16 protein-coding genes are annotated in these 17,907 nt (G+C 59.6%); 5 read left to right on the top strand and 11 right to left on the bottom strand.

All coding sequences use genetic code 11. The features are described 5' to 3' along the window. Positions 1 to 42: 42 nt before the first annotated feature. The 5 genes from ACP7E0_RS13090 to ACP7E0_RS13070 form a co-directional block, all read right to left on the bottom strand. Positions 43 to 573, bottom strand: a complete 531-nt coding sequence (locus ACP7E0_RS13090) for a hypothetical protein (protein ID WP_426125438.1) — start codon at positions 571 to 573, stop codon at positions 43 to 45. A 20-nt stretch (positions 574 to 593) separates the two neighbouring features. Beyond that, positions 594 to 1,331 carry a DUF2259 domain-containing protein gene (locus ACP7E0_RS13085; RefSeq protein ID WP_426125436.1) on the bottom strand — a complete coding sequence of 246 codons (738 nt, stop codon included), beginning with the start codon at positions 1,329 to 1,331 and terminating at the stop codon, positions 594 to 596. Further along, the gene (gene rpe, locus ACP7E0_RS13080) at positions 1,328 to 2,005 is read right to left on the bottom strand and encodes a ribulose-phosphate 3-epimerase (RefSeq protein WP_426125434.1); all 678 of its coding nucleotides are present in this window, start codon (positions 2,003 to 2,005) and stop codon (positions 1,328 to 1,330) included. Before rpe ends, ACP7E0_RS13085 begins: the two co-directional genes overlap by 4 nt. Before the next feature lie 85 nt (positions 2,006 to 2,090). Beyond that, the gene (locus ACP7E0_RS13075; RefSeq protein WP_426125432.1) at positions 2,091 to 3,098 is read right to left on the bottom strand and encodes a P1 family peptidase; all 1,008 of its coding nucleotides are present in this window, start codon (positions 3,096 to 3,098) and stop codon (positions 2,091 to 2,093) included. Continuing rightward, positions 3,095 to 4,183, bottom strand: a complete 1,089-nt coding sequence (locus ACP7E0_RS13070; protein WP_426125431.1) for a branched-chain amino acid ABC transporter substrate-binding protein — start codon at positions 4,181 to 4,183, stop codon at positions 3,095 to 3,097. Before ACP7E0_RS13070 ends, ACP7E0_RS13075 begins: the two co-directional genes overlap by 4 nt. A gap of 228 nt (positions 4,184 to 4,411) precedes the next feature. Here ACP7E0_RS13070 and ACP7E0_RS13065 point away from each other — a divergent pair, with 228 nt between their 5' ends. Beyond that, positions 4,412 to 4,861, top strand: coding sequence for a flavin reductase family protein (locus ACP7E0_RS13065; RefSeq protein WP_426125630.1), 450 nt, complete (start codon positions 4,412 to 4,414; stop codon positions 4,859 to 4,861). Between the two features lie 115 nt (positions 4,862 to 4,976). Continuing rightward, on the top strand, positions 4,977 to 5,294 hold the full coding sequence (locus tag ACP7E0_RS13060; protein ID WP_426125430.1) for a TfoX/Sxy family protein: 318 nt from the start codon (positions 4,977 to 4,979) through the stop codon (positions 5,292 to 5,294). On the opposite strand, the gene ACP7E0_RS13055 is transcribed toward ACP7E0_RS13060, so the two are convergent. The 5 genes from ACP7E0_RS13055 to ACP7E0_RS13035 form a co-directional block, all read right to left on the bottom strand. After that, positions 5,284 to 5,706 carry an NUDIX domain-containing protein gene (locus ACP7E0_RS13055; RefSeq protein ID WP_426125429.1) on the bottom strand — a complete coding sequence of 141 codons (423 nt, stop codon included), beginning with the start codon at positions 5,704 to 5,706 and terminating at the stop codon, positions 5,284 to 5,286. The two genes, ACP7E0_RS13060 and ACP7E0_RS13055, sit on opposite strands and share 11 nt — an antisense overlap. 16 nt (positions 5,707 to 5,722) lie before the next feature. Beyond that, the gene (locus tag ACP7E0_RS13050) at positions 5,723 to 7,258 is read right to left on the bottom strand and encodes a DEAD/DEAH box helicase (protein WP_426125428.1); all 1,536 of its coding nucleotides are present in this window, start codon (positions 7,256 to 7,258) and stop codon (positions 5,723 to 5,725) included. A 210-nt stretch (positions 7,259 to 7,468) separates the two neighbouring features. Beyond that, positions 7,469 to 8,785, bottom strand: coding sequence for a M23 family metallopeptidase (locus ACP7E0_RS13045; protein WP_426125427.1), 1,317 nt, complete (start codon positions 8,783 to 8,785; stop codon positions 7,469 to 7,471). 97 nt (positions 8,786 to 8,882) lie between these two features. Then, a complete protein-coding gene (locus tag ACP7E0_RS13040; RefSeq protein ID WP_426125425.1) occupies positions 8,883 to 9,710 on the bottom strand; it encodes a ferritin-like domain-containing protein in 828 nt (275 codons plus the stop codon). 2 nt (positions 9,711 to 9,712) lie between these two features. Further along, positions 9,713 to 10,195, bottom strand: a complete 483-nt coding sequence (locus ACP7E0_RS13035) for a peroxiredoxin (RefSeq protein ID WP_426125423.1) — start codon at positions 10,193 to 10,195, stop codon at positions 9,713 to 9,715. 365 nt (positions 10,196 to 10,560) lie between these two features. On the opposite strand from ACP7E0_RS13035, the gene ACP7E0_RS13030 reads away from it, so the two are divergent. Further along, complete coding sequence (locus ACP7E0_RS13030; RefSeq protein WP_426125422.1) at positions 10,561 to 13,965, top strand: DUF3971 domain-containing protein; 3,405 nt, start codon at positions 10,561 to 10,563, stop codon at positions 13,963 to 13,965. Positions 13,966 to 14,016: 51 nt separating this feature from the next. Here ACP7E0_RS13030 and tyrS read toward each other — a convergent pair whose 3' ends face one another. Further along, positions 14,017 to 15,270: a tyrosine--tRNA ligase gene (gene tyrS / locus ACP7E0_RS13025; RefSeq protein ID WP_426125420.1), complete on the bottom strand. Its 1,254-nt coding sequence runs from the start codon at positions 15,268 to 15,270 to the stop codon at positions 14,017 to 14,019. 146 nt (positions 15,271 to 15,416) lie between these two features. Here tyrS and ACP7E0_RS13020 point away from each other — a divergent pair, with 146 nt between their 5' ends. After that, the gene (locus tag ACP7E0_RS13020; RefSeq protein WP_426125419.1) at positions 15,417 to 16,559 is read left to right on the top strand and encodes an anhydro-N-acetylmuramic acid kinase; all 1,143 of its coding nucleotides are present in this window, start codon (positions 15,417 to 15,419) and stop codon (positions 16,557 to 16,559) included. Positions 16,560 to 16,662: 103 nt separating this feature from the next. Next, entirely contained in the window at positions 16,663 to 17,856 is a 1,194-nt protein-coding gene (locus ACP7E0_RS13015) for a diguanylate cyclase (protein ID WP_426125416.1), read from the top strand. Positions 17,857 to 17,907 lie beyond the last annotated feature (51 nt).

Here is a 17,907-nt window from a genome sequence, read left to right as displayed (position 1 = left end):
GATGGGAGTTGGCTGAGCCTCTAGCAAAGATAGACGGCAATCTCAACGTCGCTGTTCTGGCATCCGGCATGTCAGCCACAGGCTGGTCAGTGCGAGAGCGGCAAATCCGAGCGGCAGATACAGGCGGATGCCCATGACGACGAACTGATAAATGGCGCTCGCCGAGGTGAACGTGAATTGGTAGGCCCAGGTGCCTGTGCCGAACGGAGCATGCCAGCGGGCATAGAAGGATCGGTAATCGAGGGCAAAAAGAACAGCCGTGGTGGCGATGGTACAGAGGGTCAAGCACAGGAAGAATGCGGCAAAGCGGGTCTCCCGGCCTCTGCCGATCGCGCCGAAACGGCCAAGCACAAGTGCGAATGGCCAGGAAACCAGACCACCCAAGAAGAACAGCACAAGAATACTGGAGAGATGAGAGGTCTCGGCGCCGTTGCGCAGATACAGTGCGGCGAGCGCCGATACGGCCATCATCATGCCCCACAACGGCGCACCAAGCAGAATTTCCCACAGGCTCGGCAGAGCCTCACGCAGCCGCTGCGCTATTTTCCGCGTCAGAACGCGCTGTGCGTCCATTCTGGAATGCCCGGATGCACTCATGGCGTTGCGGGCGCCGGAACGGCGATCCAACGGCCATCGCTGCCTTCGAAACCGACGCTCAAGACCTGAACGAGGACAACGTGGACCGGTTCGCCTTGCTGCGGATTATGCACCATGACGCCGCCGATACGGTAACCCGTCGGGCATTTGCGGCTGTCGGGAATGGCCGTGTCGGTGTGCAGCACGCGGTCCGATGACTTTCCGTCCTCTGTTTTAAAGGCGAGACGAAAGCCGGTCGACTGGGGCGTGACATCCTTGCAGAGTGCGGAGGGGGCGAGGGGGATGGCATCGAGCGAGAGCGTGAAGTTTCCACCGACCGGCGGCTCGACGGCATATTGCCGGTATGTCAGGCGATGAGGAGCGCTGTCCGTTTCCGTGATAGGATTGAAGGCGGCGAGCAGGCCGGGATTGGCGCCAAGATCGAATTTCTCGACAAGCGGGGCGGCCTTTGCGGCCGCCTGTGCTCTCACCTTGGCAAGGCTGGTGTTTTCTTCATCGACGCGCAGCCGGATCGGCGTTCCGGGTAAAAAGGTGTCCTTGCGGGTATCGACGAAATAGATGTTCGAATAGGGAAAGCCCGAGCCGTCCTGAACGCCATATTCCTCGAAGGCAAAGACATTGCCATCCGCCGAAAAGCCAAGCGGTTGGAATGAGGCGAAATCGCCAGCACAGGCCGCGCCGGAAAAAAGCGCCGAGGCAAGCAATGCAGCCGCGATTCCGCCCGGTAATCTCACCCGCGGCCTCCTTCGGCGTTGCTGCGCAAGGTGTCGATGGTTTTGCGGTAGGCATCGACATGCCCACCGCCGAAGATGGCCGAACCTGCTACGAACACGTTGGCACCGGCGGACGCCGGAAGCGCGATCGTGTCCAGCGCGATGCCCCCATCGACCTGGATGTCGATCGGCCGGTCGCCGATCATCGCCTTTATGCTGCGGATCTTTTCTTCCATGGCGGGAATGAATTTCTGGCCGCCAAAACCCGGATTGACCGTCATCACTAGAACGAGGTCGATCTTGTCGAGCAGATAGTCGAGCACGCTTTCGGGCGTTGCCGGATTGATCGAAACGCCCGCCTTTTTGCCAAGCGCCTTGATCGCCTGAACCGAACGATCGAGATGGGGCCCTGCTTCGGCATGCACGGTGATGCTGTCGCAGCCGGCCTTGGCAAAAGCTTCGAGATAGGGATCGGCTGGCGCGATCATCAGGTGGCAGTCGAAATAGGCTTGTGTGTGCGGCCGCAGCGACTTGATCACATCGGGGCCGAACGAAATGTTGGGAACGAAATGGCCGTCCATGATGTCGAGATGGATCCAGTCGGCACCGGCGGCAACGACGTCGCGCACTTCCTGTCCGAGCTTGGCGTAATCGGCGGCGAGAATGGAGGGGGCGATGCGGATAGGCAGGGGCATGGTGTGGGGCTCCAACTGTTTTGCGGGCAATAGCATCGCTTTTCACGGCAAACAACAGATGTTGCCACTTCGCCATCGCCGGAGTCTAGGTTTGCGCCGCCCAAACGGGCAGCAGATCGTTTTCGTGAGCCGTCGCATCATGCACGCCACGGGCAATAGCGCGGGCCATGGTGGATGCTGCCGCAGCCCCTAGATCGATAAAATCCTGCAGCGAAATGGCTTTGCCGCTTGTTCCCGTCGCCAGCGCAAAGACCAGGTCGCCGTCAAGCGGCGTATGCGATGGCCAGATTGCACGGGAAAAGCCGTCATGAGCGGCGATCGCCAGCCGTTTCGCCTCGGCCTTGCTCAGCACCGCATCGGTGGCGATGACGGCGATCGTGGTGTTTTTCGTTTCGCTCTGCTTGCCGCGAAACTTGATGCGCAGGTCGCGTGCGTCCTTCGGGAACGGATGCGGCATGCCGAGGCCGCCGAACTCTGCGCCTTCCTCGAACGGTGCCGACCAGAAATGCCTGCCGTCACCGATGGTCGCTGAACCGAGCGCGTTGACGGCGACCAATGCGCCGATGGTGATCCCGTTGTCGAGGATCGCCGAGGCTGTGCCGAGCCCGCCCTTGAACGTGGCGGTCAGGGCGCCTGTTCCGGCGCCGGCGGTGCCTGTCGAAAATTCCAGCGCTGCGGCCTGAACTGCCGCATACCCAAGTTCGCGATAGGGCGGGTAGAGACCCCAATCCTTGTCGCCACCATTGATCAGGTCGAAGAGGATGGCGGCGGGAACGATCGGGATATGCAGGTTGCCGACAGGAAAGCCGCGTCCCATCTGGCGCAAAGCGGCCTGTGCGCCAGATGCCGCATCAAGCCCGAAGGCCGAGCCGCCCGACAAAACGATGGCATCAACGGTCTGTACCGTATTGTGCGGTTCGAGCAGATCAGTCTCGCGCGTACCGGGAGCACCACCCAGCACCTGCACGGCGGCGACGGCCGGTTGATCGCAGACGATGACGGAGACGCCGGATTTCAGCCGATGGTCCTCGGCATTGCCGACCCTCAGGCCACCGACATCGGTGATCGAATTGCGCGGGCCGGGGCGCATCATTGGCTTCCCGAAACGGCCGGAGCGGTAATGAACCGGTTGTTTTGCCATTCCAGCAGCCGATAGGGGTTTTCTGCCAATTCGTGACCGGCGTTAAAACGGAGGGGGCCAAGAACCGTCTGGTAGGGGCCTTTGGCTAGCGCATCCAGTACAGGGCCGCCATCCTTGCCGGCCTGGTCCTTCGCCTGCTCCAGCAGCGTGACGGCTGCAAACGCGGGCAATACATAGCCTTCCGGCAGCAATTTTGCCGACGTCATGGCATCGACGGTGACCTTGGCGTCCGGCAGGGTGGCATAGTCCGGCAGGGATACGGCCAGAATGCCATTCGCGAGCGGAACCGGCAGGTTAGCCGCATCCAGCGCCTCGCCGCCCATCAGCGTCAGTGCCACCTGTTCGGACGCCGCATCGCGCGCAATGATGGCGGTATCGGCGCGGTCGCCGCCGGTGAAGACATGCGTCGCTCCACTCTTGGCGAGCCGTCGAACAAGGCTCACCTGCTGTTCCTGGGCGGGACGATAGGTGTCGGAGAAGGTTGGGGTCAGGCCGATTTCGGCCAGCGCGCCGCGCACAGTTTCCACCAGTTCGCGCCCATGGATCGTTCCGTCCTCGATCAGCCCGAGCGGTTCGTTCTTCCAGCGCGACAAAATGATCTCCGTCGCCTTGGCCGCTTCGGCCTTGGCGCTCGGGACCAGCCGGAAGAAGGGCCATTTCTTCTTCAGCGCGTCTTCCATCAGAATATCGGAGCGCACGCTGAGCGTCAGGGCGGGAATACCGGCCTCGGCCAGTGCCGGCAGCGTCGCTTCCAGGCTTTCCGTACACAGGAAGCCGATCGCCGCCTCGGCGCCGCTGGCGAGCAGAGCTTTCGTCAGGCTTTCCGCATCATTCGGCTCGCAGGTTTCCGGGATGGCGATGATTTCCGAGCCACGATCCTCTGCCTGAAAGCGGGCGCCGTCCAGCATCTGCTGCCCCAGAAGCGCAAACGGTCCGTCGGCCGGCGCGACGACGGCGATCTTCAGGCCCGCAGCCAAAGCGGGGGCGGCCTGAACCGATCCGGCAATCACAAGGCTGGCGAAAATCGAACGAAACATGCGCTTATCCAGTTGAGAATGCCCATGTTTTAAAGATGTGGCTGCAAGGGTCAAAGGAAAAGATCGGAACCTTCGTCAGGTGGACGACAATTGCCGTAAATGACGAAGAAAAACCAGACAGCGGGTTTCATATTTCGTTGCAATGTCTATGTGTTAAAAACATACATCGATCTGGAGACTGCCGTGTTGGACAAGACCCAACTGGACCCGCTGACCTACCGTGATGCCATGAGCCGGCTGGCTGGCCACGTGCATATCGTGACGGCGGCCCATAACGGCGTGCGGCGTGGCGTGACGATCACGGCCGCCTGCTCGGTGTCCGACGATCCGGCGACGCTACTGGTCTGCCTCAACGGTGCCAATCCGCGCAACGACATCTTTGCCGACAGCGGCAGCTTCGCGCTCAATCTTCTCGGCGCCGACCAGATGGATCTCGCCCATGTCTTTTCCGGCAAGAATCCGGTCGATCCGTCAGAGCGCTTCTCCCACGGCACCTGGGGAGAACTGAAGACCGGCGCGCCGATCCTTGCCGAGGCCGTGGCTGCGTTCGATTGCCGGCTGATCGATATCAAGACGGTGGCCACCCATATCGTCCTGTTCGGACAGGTCGTCGCGGTGACGCTTGGCCAACAAAAACCGGCGCTGGTCTATCTGGACCGCGACTACCGCACGTTATAGATTTCCTTGCACCGGCTAAGCGGTTCCCGCTGCTGCCCCGCAGCTCGCGATCCATGCTGCCGCATATTGATGGAGCAGCCGGCTTTACCATTCGCATGTTGAAAGGCTGACAGACATGGACAATGCGGCAATCGAGGAGATGTTTTCGGCTCTGGGGCCGGTGACGGTCAAACGCATGTTTGGCGGCAAGGGCATCTATTTCGAAGGCCGGATTCTGGCGCTGGAGGTGAGCGGCGACATTCTGTTGAAAGCAGACGGCGAGAGCGCCGGAGAATTCGAGGCGGCCGGTAGTTCGCAGTGGAGCTATGACGGCAAGGGCAAACTGGTGAAGATGCCCTACTGGTCCGTTCCAGAAGAAGCTTTTGATGATCCCGATGAAATGGCCCGCTGGGTGCGGCTTGCCTTTGAGGCGGCCTTGCGCGCTAAGAAATAGCCAGCGCCCGCAACGCCTTGACCGCATCCTGGGCAAACAGGGAGAGCGGTTGCGGCAGGTCGTCGAGCGGATACCAGCCTATTGCGGAAAGTTTGTCGGGTTCCGTCAATTGTGGTTCGCCGGAGAAATCGTCGGTCACGTAGATCAGCGAAATCCAGTGTTGCCGGTCGGCTTCGATCAGCTGTTCGCTGAGGCAGAGAAAACGCGCCGAATGGATTGTCAGGCCGCTCTCTTCCTCCGCCTCGCGGCGGGCGGCGTCGGCTGCCGGTTCCATATGATCGACCTTGCCGCCGACAATGCTCCAGTGACCAGATTCCGGTGCTTTCAAGCGCTTGCAAAGCAAAAGCTTGCCGTCACTAAAGACGGCAAGCCCTGATCCCACACCGGGAAAATCTATGCCTGGATATGCCATGCGACTGCGTGAAGGCTCAGGCCTTGCCGGCAATCAGCATGAAAGCCGGGATATCGTCGCCGAAGCCGACCGGCGTCGGGCCGTCGTCCTGGTCGCGGCGATAGCGGTTGCGGCGATCGCGGTTGTCGTCATTGGCAGGATTCGGCTGGGGAGCAGGACGGTTGCTGTTACGGCCGGCATTCTGCGGTTTCGTTTCTGCCTTGCGTTCTGATCTCACAGGTTCTGCCTTTGCTACTACCGGTTCGAGGGGGGCTGCTACGACTGCCGGACTATCGTCTGATTTGATGTCCGATTTGTGACTGGCCACGGGCCGGGGAGCGTGTTCACGATCCCTGTCGTTGCGGCGTCCACCGCGCTTGCCGTCACGGCCGCCGCGCTCCGGCTTGCTGCTCTCGTGGCTTTCCATTGGAGCGGGCAGGGCGGACAGATCGCCGTTCAGCCACTCGATGTTCTTGTCGATCAGCTTTTCAATGGCATCGACGAATTTTGTGTCGCGCTTGGAAACCAGCGTGAACGCGGCACCCGAACGACCGGCACGGCCGGTGCGGCCGATGCGGTGGACATAATCTTCCGCATGGATCGGCACGTCAAAATTGAACACATGACTGACATCCGGAATGTCGAGACCGCGGGCGGCGACGTCGGAGGCAACCAGCAGCGTGATCGCATTGTCCTTAAAGCCCGCAAGCATTTTCGTGCGCGAACTCTGATCCATGTCACCGTGCAGCGCGCCCACTGAGAAACCGTGACGCGAAAGCGAGCGATACAGTTCGGCCACATCAAGCTTGCGATTGCAGAAGATGATGGCGTTCTTCAGTTCGTCCTGCTTCTGGATCAGATCGCGCAGCACAGCGCGCTTTTCGTAATCCTTGCTGTGAGTGGCGACCAAACGCTGCGTCACGGTCGTTGCCGTCGAAGACCGCGTCGACACTTCGACACGCTCGGGGTTCTGCAGGAACCGGTCAGCGAGTTTCTGGATTTCCGGCGGCATGGTGGCCGAGAAGAACAGGGTCTGGCGCGTGAAGGGGATCAGCTTGGCGATGCGCTCGATATCGGGGATGAAGCCCATGTCGAGCATGCGGTCGGCCTCATCGATGACGAGGATTTCGACGCCGGTCATCAAAAGCTTGCCGCGTTCGCAATGGTCAAGCAGGCGGCCTGGCGTGCAGATCAGCACATCGGCGCCACGCTCAAGCTTGCGGTCCTGCTCATCGAAGGACACGCCGCCGATCAGCAGTGCGACATTGAGCTTGTGATTCTTGCCGTATTTTTCAAAGTTTTCCGCAACCTGGGCAGCCAGTTCGCGCGTCGGCTCAAGAATGAGCGTGCGCGGCATACGAGCACGAGCGCGGCCCTTTTCCAAAAGCGTCAGCATAGGCAGCACGAAGGATGCCGTCTTCCCCGTGCCCGTCTGGGCGATGCCCAGAATATCACGCCGCTGCAGGGCTGGCGGAATGGCGCCTGCCTGGATCGGTGTAGGGATGGTGTAGCCCGCATCTGTCACTGCGGTAAGAACTTTTTGGCTCAGGCCAAGGTCTGAAAAAGTGGTCAAAGGGAAATCTGTTTCCGTTCCGGTTCGGTCGAACTCTGGTCAATCGGCGCAAGCGTTAACTGCCGTCGCTGGGGCTCTTAGTCCCATAGCCAAGCAAAGTCAAGAAAACCGGTGGTTTGATCGGCGAAAGAGTCAATAATGGACTGCCAACAACAGGATAGCGAAAAAAAGCCTGCCGTTACGTCAAGAGCGGCCACAAAGCCGTCAAGTTCAATTGATGTAGTGGCTGAGCTTAATGCCTGCGGTCAAAAACCGCATGGGGTCGACGGCCTCGCCATTGAGGCGGACTTCGTAGTGCAGGTGCGGGCCGGTCGAGCGGCCGGTGCTGCCGGAACGGGCAATGGCCTCACCGGCGGTAATCTTGTCGCCGGCATTGACCAGGATCGTCGAGAGGTGCGCGTAGCGGGTGGTGATGCCGTTGCCATGGTCGATTTCGACCATGTTGCCGTAACCGCCGGTCTTGCCTGCGGTGATCACCGTGCCGGGCGCCGTTGCGAGGATCCGTGTTCCGGTCGGCGCGCGAAAATCGATGCCGGCATGCAGCGCCAACCGGCCAAGGAACGGGTCGAGGCGGTTGCCGAAGCTTGAGGTAATGTCGCTGGCCGGCGACGGATTGTTGAATGGCAGCTTCCTCGCCTGGCTGCGAACGCTTTCGAGACGGCCAAGTGCTGTATCGAGCCCGACCAGAGAGCTGTCGAAGGCCTCGGTGGTTTCCGGCTCGACGAACGGGCCGCCAATAGCATCGTCATCTCCCGGAACGGCTGCAGTTTCCGCCACTTCATCTGCGGCCACCTTGACGCCGGTGCGTGCAAGGATGGTCATGATGGCATCGGTGGCTTCCGATGCGCCTGCCGTCAGGCTGTCTATACGGGTTTTCTGTTCCTGCTCGATATCCTTGAGCGACAATGTCACCTTCGAAAACAGCCGGTCGGCACGGTCCGCCATCGCCTCCTGTCCGTCCGAGGCGGATTGTGGTGTGTAGGCAAGCGCGATCTTCTGCTGAGGCGCCTTACCGCCCATGCCCATCAACCGTTCGATGGCTTTTAGGCCACCACTGGCGTCAGCGCGTTTTTCGTAGGCGAGGGGTGCTGTCTCTGCAGGGTGAACTTCCTTCTCGGCGATACCGGATTCTTCGGCGCGGTCGAGCAGTGTGCCAAGGCGGCCGTGGCGTGATGACAATGCCATCTGCTGTTGGAGCAGCTTTTCGACCTTGTCTTCGACGACTTGCTGATCAAGGAGCTGGCGGCTCGTGACGCGGTCGACCTGCGCGCGTAAGGCGGCAATCCGGTCCTCGTATTCGTGCTGCATGCGCGCCTGGCGGGCCATCGCGCCACCGATCAGGTCGTCGCGCAGTACCAGATAGGAGGTTGCAGCGAGATAGCCGATCGAAAAAACCGAAACAAAACAAACCGACAGCGCTGCCATCCAGGGCTGAATGGTCATGTGGCGAACCTTGTCACCGCTGGCCAGAATGATGATGTGCTTTTGTGCGCGCTTGCCGAAAACTTGGCTTTCCGTAGACACCAACTCACCCCCACCGCGTGCGATTCTGCCCGTCCTGATGGGGCGATTAGACACCGTTAAGGTTAACAAAGCTTTGCTGGGCGGGTTTTGTGACGGCCTGTCAGGTGTTTACGGAGGCCGTCATCGAGCGATAGAATGATGGCGTCAGGCCGGCTTCGGCACGGGCGATATCGTTGAACGGGGCTTTCAGCGGACCTCGAAAATTGGCCCTGACCAGGGCCTGGAACGCCGCTGCCGGGTCCTTCTTTTGCCGGGCGCAGAGAAAACGGAACCATTTGGCGCCGACAGCCACATGGCCTTTTTCATCCTCGTAGATCACGTCAAGCACGGCAGCGCTTTCCATGTCGCCAGCCTCGCGCATCTTGGCTTGCAGGGCAGGCGTCACGTCGAGGCCGCGCGCCTCGAGAATCAGCGGTACGACCGCCAAGCGTGCCGTAAGATCGTTGCGCGTATCATGGGCTGCCTGCCAGAGCCCGTCATGGGCCGGCAGATCACCATAGTCGGCACCAAGCTGGCGCAGACGATCGCGCACCATGCGGAAATGCTTGGCCTCCTCAAAGGCCACCTTCATCCAGCCGTCGAAGAAGGAGTTGGGAACGGGCTCCGCGGCAAAGCGGGCGACGATATCAAGTGCCAGATCGACAGCATTGAGTTCGATATGGGCAATGGCGTGGAGCAGGGCGATCCTGCCCTTGTCTGTGGTCAGCGCACGCTTTGGCATTTGCCTTGGCGGTATCAGTTCCGGCTTTTCCGGCCTTCCGGGACGATCTGGCACAGGCGTATCGAGCGGCGAGCGCAGCGACAGGGTCCGTTCGCTCCAGCGGCGGGCCGTCTCCTGGGTCAAGAGCGTCTTGATATCCAGATCGGCTGCGCGGATTGCGCGGACGGCCCCGTCGCGAAGGCTGCGAATCGCCGGCAGGTTCGTCATCGTCACGCTGTTCCGTTGGCAAGGCTCTTGGCTGCGGCAAGGACCTCTTCGGCATGACCGGCAACCTTCACCTTCGGCCAGATGCGCAGGATGACGCCATCGGGTCCGATCAGCAGGGTCGTCCGCTCGACGCCCATATACTTGCGGCCGTACATGCTCTTTTCGACCCAAACACCATAACTGTTCAGGACGGCTAGGTCCTCATCCGACGCAAGGATGACCGACAGATCGTATTTCTTGGCGAACTTGTCGTGCTTTTTCACCGAATCCGGCGACATGCCGATGACCACCGCGCCAGCTGCTGAAAATTCGCTCAGCAGTCCGCTAAAGGCGATCGATTCGGTGGTGCAGCTGCTAGTGTCGTCCTTCGGGTAGAAGAAAAGCACGACAGATTGCCCCTTGAAATCCGACAGCGAGACGGTTCCGCCGCCGTCGCGGGGCAGGGTAAAGTCCGGTGCAATTGCGCCTTCGATCGGGTTCGCCATGGTTATTCCTTTATTCTGGGGCATGTGCCGCCAAAGTGTGTCGCAAGAGGCATAGCCAATCGGAACCCGACCCGTCCAGCGCCGGAGGGACCGGGGGATGTCTCGCGCACAGGGAAGATGGGTGGAAGGGCAGACATCGTTTGCCCCGGGATCGTTCTTTAATTACTGTGCAACGAATGCAGATGCCGAAAGGTGCGCCGATGCGCCATTGGTATTTTCGGGCGAGAACATGAGATAAATCAACCGCGTACGATGTGCGTTTGGCATCATGGGCATATCTTCGTCTGATGCCGCGAAGTGGAATCGCAGCAGATTGGAAAATACCGCATGATTCTTTTTCACACTTCCGGAGGTCACCGGCGCTGATGAATGAAATCCGCGGCGAAAAAGTATCGTTTCGCAAGGAAGACATTGTCGTTCTGCATTCCCTGCCATCGGCGCAGGCCCATGATCCATGTATCGTTCACGCGCCGAACAAGCGTGGGGTTGCACATCTCGTTGTCACAACAACGATCGTTATTACGGCAATTTTTCTGCTTCTTGGGGCAGCTGTTCTGGCAGCCATAGAAGGCGGGTTCCTCGACGGGCCGCTCAACGCGCGGGCGCAGACGGCCCTGAATTCCGCCATCGGCAGCGGATATCATGCCGAGGTCGGCAGCACCGTATTGCGCGTGAACTCGAATGGTGCTCTCGCGCTCAAAGCGCAGGACGTGACGTTGGTGGAAAACGCCTCCAACAAACGTCTGGTGACCACCAATTCCGTCTTTATCGAACTCAATCCTCTTGCCTTGCTGACCGGCCGAATTGCCATGTCACGGCTGGAAGCTGAAGGTGCGACGCTCGATCCGTCACTTCTGCCCCAAGGCAAGCCGATCGATCTGACGGCCATCCGGGTTGCCGATGTTGCCGGCGGGCTGGAGGTCGTGTTCAACCAGATAGACAGCATTTCGCAACTGATTAGCCGCAGCAATACAGAGACCGTGCGCCTTGCGGACCTGCAGCTGTCCGTTGCAGGTCCCCGGAAGCGGGCTATTCCGGTCGTGGTGAAATCTCTCGATTTCAAGCGCGGTGACGATGGCTCCATGCAGATTGACGGGCTTTTTTCCATAGACGGAGAATCGGCGGAGCTGCATCTTCGCGCCAACGGCGCAAATGGACGGATAGCCAGCCTTGACGGCGCTGCTACCGGACTGCCGCTGGCCGCCTTTCTCCATCGCAATCAGACAGAGACGGAACAGGCATTCGGGATCAGAAGCAGCGCCGATCTGAGTATCAATGCGACACGTGCCGGCCAAGGTTTGATGCCGACCCTGCAACTGAAAGGGCAGTCGGCGGAGGGGGTCTTCGATGCCGGCGGATTTTCGTCGGAACTGAAGCCCTCCGAAGTCAACATCACCTATGACTTTGGCCGTGACAGAATAGAAATTCTTCCGTCGATGGTGCGGATCGGCCGATCGACGTTTCCGTTTACGGGGGCAATTGCCGATCTCGATCCGGCGGCTACAGCCGGAAAACCGGGATTTTCGATCGACCTTCTGCTGCAATCAGCCAGTTCGTCTCCTGTCGATGTCTCCGAGGCCCCGCTGATCTTCGATGCCAAGGCACAGGGGCGATTCCTGCCGGAAACGCACGAACTGGTATTTCAGGAACTCACGGTGGCCAGCGCTCTCGGCACGGCCGCCGGCTCTCTCTCCATGACATTCGGGGATACATCACCGCAGATCAGCTTTGCGCTTCTGACGAGCAAGATTCAGTCCGCTGCGGTCAAGCAATTATGGCCCTGGTGGGTCGGCAAGACGGCACGCCGGTGGGTGATCAACAATATCTTCGGCGGTACTGTCACCGATGGTAAAATTGAAGTCTTCCTTCCGATGGGACGCATCACGCGCACCGTCGGTCCTATCGATCTGAACGCCGAGGAGTTGAGCGTTCAATTCAACATCGCCGATGCGCGGGTCAATCTGGCTGGCGACATTCCGCCATTGCGCGATGCAGCCGGCGTGTTCAAGCTCAAGGGCGAGTATCTTGATGTGGAGATCGAACGCGGAACGGCCTATTTCCCGTCCGGTCGCTCCGCCACGGTAAACGGGGGTAACTTTGTCATCCCCAACACCTACGAAAAGCCGCTGATCGCTGAAATGAAACTGGATGTCGGGGGGCAGGCGGATGCGATTGCCGAGCTTGTCAGCTACCGGCCCATTCTTGCCCTGCAGCGAACGCCTTTCAAGCCAGAGGACTTTTCTGGAGAAATGACGGCGCAGGTCGGTGCGCGTTTCGGTCTCGTCACCGCCCAAAAACCACCGCCGCCGCAATGGCAGGCACAGATGCTGCTGAATGGCGTCACCGTCAATAAACCCATTGCCGGACGGTCGATTTCCGACATCAAGGGGAGCTTGAGGATCGATCCACAGCAGGCGGTGCTGGAAGCGCAAGCCGATATTGATGGCGGGCCGATGACTATTTCCCTTGTCGAGCCCGTCGGTGCGGACAGCACCGTCAAAAGAAAGCGTGAGGTTTCCGGAACGCTGAATGACCAGGCGCTTGCGAAGCTCGCTCCGGGGCTTGCTGGGATTGTCAGTGGACCTGTGTCGTTAGATATCCAGATCGATGATTCTAATCGGCAGACAGTTTCGGCCGATCTCGGCAATGCGCAGATTTCGCTTCCCTGGATAGGTTGGTCAAAGGGAGCGGGGATTGGCGCAAAGGCGACGTTTTCAGTCTCAACCTCCGACGACATGGCGCATATCGATGATCTAAAGCTCACGGGCGATGGCTTTGGTGCCGCAGGCGCACTCGTGCTCGACAAGTCAGGTTTGAATTCCGGAGAGCTTTCCTCGGTCCAACTCTCCAAGGGCGATAATTATGCCGTCAGCATCAAGCGCCAGAAAGGTGGCTTTGCCGTCAACGTGAATGGCTCGTCCGCCGATATGCGCCCAGTCATCGAAAGCTTGCGTAGCGGGTCAGGAGATGGAGATGGTGATGGCGATGGCGGCGGCAAGCGGATCTCCATCAATGCCAACCTTCAACAGGTGACCGGCTTCCACTCTGAGACATTGTCCAACGTCAATCTGAGCTATGCGGCCAGAGGCAAGCAGATCGATGCCATCGATCTGTCGGCGGTGACCGACAGTGGTCAGGCCGTTGTTGCCAAGCTGACGAAAAACGGTGCTGACAATACCTTGGAACTGACCAGCGGCGATGCTGGATCGCTCGCCCGCTTCGCCAATATCTACAGCAACATGCGTGGCGGGCTGCTTAATCTGAAGCTGCGCGATCGCGGCGGCAGTTCCTGGCGAGGCAATGTCGATATTCGCAAGTTTTCGCTGGTCAACGAAGCCCGGCTGCAATCGATCGTCTCCACCCCGACAGGCGCCGATGGCAGAAGCCTGAACCAGGCGGTGAAGAAGAATATCGATGTCAGTTCTGCCCGCTTCGAGCGTGGTTCTGCCAATATCGCGCTCGACAATGGATCGATTGCGATCGACAGCGGGGTCGTGCGCGGGGTTGATGTCGGCGCAACGTTCCAGGGCACGGTGCGCGACGCGAACGGCAACATGGACATGACCGGAACGTTCATGCCGGCCTACGGGCTCAATCGTCTGTTCGGCGAATTGCCGATCATCGGCGTTCTTCTCGGCAATGGCCGCGACCGGGGCCTGCTCGGGATTACCTTCAAGCTGGTTGGCCCCTTCGCCAAGCCGAATCTGACGATCAATCCGCTGTCAATCATCGCCCCCGGCGTGTTCCGCAGCATCTTTGAATTCCAATAAAAAACCGGCGGGATCGCCGCCGGTTTTCATGTCGCTTGTCGTACGAGGCGTTTAGGCCGGCCGGACGAGAATGTGCTTTTTCTTGCCGAGCGACAGCTTGATGACACCATCTGCCATCACGTCACCGGTGCCGATCACCTGGCGATCGTCATTGACTACCGCATCGTTGATACGGACCGCACCATCTTTCAGGAACTGCCGCACCTTGCCGTTCGATTCGGCCAGACCAGCCCGTACGAACAGCGCGAGAACACCGACACCGGCTTCAAGCTCTGCCGCCGGTACATCGATGGATGGCAGGTTGGCTGCAAGGGCGCCTTCTTCGAAGGTCTGCTTTGCTGTTTCAGCTGAACGTTCTGCCGCCTCGCGGCCATGAACGATAGCGGTTGCTTCGGTTGCCAGGATCTTCTTAGCTTCGTTGATTTCCGATCCGCCAAGCGCCACCAGACGGGCAATTTCGTCCATCGGTAACCGCGTGAAGATCTTCAGGAAACGGCCGACATCGGCGTCTTCGGTGTTGCGCCAGTATTGCCAGAAATCGTAGGGGCTGAAGACATCCTCATTCAACCAAACAGCACCCGTTGCTGATTTCCCCATCTTGGCGCCCGAAGATGTCGTGAGCAGCGGGGTTGTCAGTGCATACATTTGCGGTGTGCCCATCCGGTGGCCGAGATCGACCCCGTTGATGATGTTGCCCCATTGATCCGATCCGCCCATCTGCAGCAGGCAGCCATGACGGCGGTTCAGCTCGACGAAGTCGTAGCCTTGCATGATCATGTAGTTGAATTCGAGGAACGACAGTGATTGTTCCCGGTCCAACCGAAGTTTGACACTATCGAAGCTCAGCATGCGGTTGACCGAGAAGTGCCTGCCCACATCGCGCAGGAATTCAACATAGTTCAACTTTAGAAGCCACTCGGCATTGTTGACGATGAACGCGTCCGTTGGGCCGTCGCCAAAGCGCAGGATACGCGAGAAGATACGCTTGATACCTTCAATGTTGATATCGATTGCTTCGGGCGTGAGCAATTTGCGCTGCTCGTCACGAAATGAGGGGTCTCCGACCATGGAGGTGCCGCCCCCCATCAAAGCGATTGGCCGATGGCCCGTTTCCTGCAGCCAATATAGCATTGTCGCCGAGATGAGGTTGCCAATATGCAGGCTGGTGGCTGTTGCATCATAGCCGACATAGGCCGTCACGGTTTCCTTGTTGAACAGCGCATCCAGCCCGGCATTGTCGGACGTCTGGTGGATGAAGCCGCGTTCGTGGAGGGTGTGCAGGAAATCGGACTTGAATTCGGACATGACCTGTCTCTTTCGGTGGGCTGTTTGGAAAAGAATGAGTGCTTGCTGGATATTTGCGCGGCGTTTAGCACTGTTTGGTGAAAAGTGCACCTGTTTGCGCTGGGAATGTTTGCATCGGTAATGTTTGGTTGGGAGTTGAGTGCAGGATGGCGCAGATGAAGACGGCGATCGGGCTGATGAGCGGCACCAGCATGGACGGCATCGATATTGCGCTGGTTCGAACCGATGGCCGCGACCGGGTCGAGCGTGGCCCCTTCATGGGCGTTGCTTACGAACCGGCTTTCCGGAACCGGCTGAAACTGGCCCTGGACGAGGCGCGCGCGCTGACAGACAGGATGGAGCGTCCGGGCGATCTGGGAGCCGTCGAGCGAAACCTGACGCTACGGCATGCCGTTGCGGTCAATGATTTTCTCGCCTGCAACGGGCTGTTGCCAGCCGATATAGACGTGATCGGATTTCACGGGCAGACCGTTCTTCATCGCCCGAATGAGGCGCTGACCGTGCAGTTGGGCGACGGCGCGCTGCTGGCGCAATTGACAGGTATCGCCGTCGTCCATGACATGCGCGCCAATGACATGACATATGGCGGGCAGGGCGCGCCTCTCATTCCTGTCTATCATGCCGCTCTCGCCCGAAGCGCCGGGCAAACCGCGCCACTGGTTTTCGTCAATATCGGCGGCATCTCCAATCTGACCTTCATTGGCACGCAAGGCGATATCGTCGCCTATGACAGCGGCCCGGGAAATACGTTGATCGACCAATGGGTGGAGACCCATACGGGCGGCGCCTTCGATCAAGATGGCACGATCGCCGGTGCTGGCAGGATCATTCCCGGGCTGGCAGACCGTTATCTCAACCATTCGTTTTTTTCATCCAACCAGCGCCGCTCGCTTGATCGCAACGACTTTTCACCGCCGGCCGATGCAGATGCCGCCTTGGCGGACGGCGCGCGCACACTTGCGTATGTGACAGCGGCAGCCATTCTCAAATCGTCCAGACACCTGCCAGAGCAGCCCCGGACCCTTGTCATATGTGGGGGCGGGCGGCTCAATCCTGTCATCATGCACGACCTTCGCAGGCTTGGGGCAAAGGACGATGTGACAGTTATTGTTGCCGAAGAGGCCGGCTTGGACGGTGATGCCATGGAGGCAGAGGCATGGGCTTACCTTGCCGTGCGTTCGCTTGAAGGATTACCGCTGACATTTCCCGGTACGACGGGAGTGACAAAACCGGTCACTGGCGGCGTCTTCAATCCGGTTTTGGAACCTCTGCCGCAAACTCCAGATTAACGTTTCTTTTGCCGGACGCAGATACCATTCGCACGAATCTGCAAAGCCTTGGGGCCTGCGGAGGGGAACGCGCGGCGTGTGTGTTCTCGAAACGGACATATTGATGAACGGCGCGCTCTTCCTATTGACGGTCAATTTCCTGATAGCGCAGCTTTTTTGCGCTTTTTTCCTGGTCATCGCCAGGCGCAGCCGCATTCCGTCGGCCGGACGCTGGTTTGCTGCTGCATTTGCTGTCGCCTCGCTGTCGGCAGTCTTTGAGGTGATGATCCGCTATGGCGATTTCGACCGGATTGCCAGCTTCGGAGCATTCAGCTCCCTTCTAAGTGCGCTGTTGATGATCCGCGTCGGGATTGGCCGCCTGTACGCGGTGCCGGCGAACATCTGGACCATCACGGCGCTTCTGTGTGCGGCACTGCCCCTCAACCTGATGATCTATGATTTGCCGCGCGGCACATTTGCCCATTCGCTCGGCTACCAGCTGCCGTTCGCGATTGCGGAACTGATCTGCGCGGTGGCGGTCTACCGGTCCGGGCGGCGCGAGACAGCCGACCGGATACTCATGGCATTGCTGCTGATCACGGCCGGGAATTTTGCCAGCAAAGTCTATTTTGCGGTCAAATTCAGCGGCGGTGACACAGCGCAGGCCTATCTCGGCAGCACTTATGCGCTGGTCTCCCAGAGCCTCAGTGCCGTTCTGGTCGTTTCGACAGGGCTGACATTGCTCGCCGTCATTGTTGTCGAAATCATGGATGACGCCAAGGCGACCTCCGAAATCGATCCTCTGTCAGGGCTTTTGAACCGGCGCGGTTTCGACGCACGAGTGAGCCAGGTCCTTGCCCGCCCGATGTCCGCTTATCCGCATAGCGTGATTGTGTGCGATCTCGATCATTTCAAAGTCGTAAACGATACCTATGGGCATGCTGCCGGCGATCAGGTGATCCTGGCCTTCGGCCGGATGATTGCGGGGCATGCACCGCCCGAGGCAATCTGCGCGCGCTTCGGCGGTGAAGAGTTTGCCATCTTCCTGCCATCGACCGGCGAGGCAACGGGTTACCTGTTTGCACAGGGGCTTCGAAACAGCTTTTCATCGCTTGCGATCATCGGCTTGCCGGACACAGTCCGCCTGTCGGCGAGTTTTGGCGTTTGCACGCTGGCCGCGCCAGGTGACACGATCGTTGATACGATCAAGGGTGCAGATGCTGCGCTCTATGATGCCAAGAAGAGTGGCCGCAACCGGGTAAACCGCGCCGGGCAAGCGATATCCTCCAGCCCGGAGGGGTGGCAGGCGCAGGCCTGACACCCCTGTTTGTGGTCCGGTAAACGGCTGCCGGGACATAAGGCAAGCGCA

It is taken from the genome of Pararhizobium sp. PWRC1-1, assembly GCF_049897905.1.
GTDB lineage: Bacteria > Pseudomonadota > Alphaproteobacteria > Rhizobiales > Rhizobiaceae > Pararhizobium.
The sequence above is the reverse complement of the archived record's forward strand: the minus strand, read 5'-3'. Positions and strand labels throughout refer to the sequence as shown.

Bases quoted from the DNA above. Each gene is read 5' to 3' on its own strand.
- tyrS (WP_426125420.1), bottom strand. From the start codon at position 15,270: ATGTCCGAATTCAAGTCCGATTTCCTGCACACCCTCCACGAACGCGGC.
- ACP7E0_RS13015 (WP_426125416.1), top strand. From the start codon at position 16,663: ATGAACGGCGCGCTCTTCCTATTGACGGTCAATTTCCTGATAGCGCAG.
- ACP7E0_RS13060 (WP_426125430.1), top strand. From the start codon at position 4,977: ATGGACAATGCGGCAATCGAGGAGATGTTTTCGGCTCTGGGGCCGGTG.
- ACP7E0_RS13035 (WP_426125423.1), bottom strand. From the start codon at position 10,195: ATGGCGAACCCGATCGAAGGCGCAATTGCACCGGACTTTACCCTGCCC.
- ACP7E0_RS13020 (WP_426125419.1), top strand. From the start codon at position 15,417: ATGGCGCAGATGAAGACGGCGATCGGGCTGATGAGCGGCACCAGCATG.
- ACP7E0_RS13030 (WP_426125422.1), top strand. From the start codon at position 10,561: ATGAATGAAATCCGCGGCGAAAAAGTATCGTTTCGCAAGGAAGACATT.
- ACP7E0_RS13040 (WP_426125425.1), bottom strand. From the start codon at position 9,710: ATGACGAACCTGCCGGCGATTCGCAGCCTTCGCGACGGGGCCGTCCGC.
- ACP7E0_RS13090 (WP_426125438.1), bottom strand. From the start codon at position 573: ATGGACGCACAGCGCGTTCTGACGCGGAAAATAGCGCAGCGGCTGCGT.
- rpe (WP_426125434.1), bottom strand. From the start codon at position 2,005: ATGCCCCTGCCTATCCGCATCGCCCCCTCCATTCTCGCCGCCGATTAC.
- ACP7E0_RS13065 (WP_426125630.1), top strand. From the start codon at position 4,412: ATGAGCCGGCTGGCTGGCCACGTGCATATCGTGACGGCGGCCCATAAC.
- ACP7E0_RS13070 (WP_426125431.1), bottom strand. From the start codon at position 4,183: ATGTTTCGTTCGATTTTCGCCAGCCTTGTGATTGCCGGATCGGTTCAG.
- ACP7E0_RS13055 (WP_426125429.1), bottom strand. From the start codon at position 5,706: ATGGCATATCCAGGCATAGATTTTCCCGGTGTGGGATCAGGGCTTGCC.
- ACP7E0_RS13075 (WP_426125432.1), bottom strand. From the start codon at position 3,098: ATGATGCGCCCCGGCCCGCGCAATTCGATCACCGATGTCGGTGGCCTG.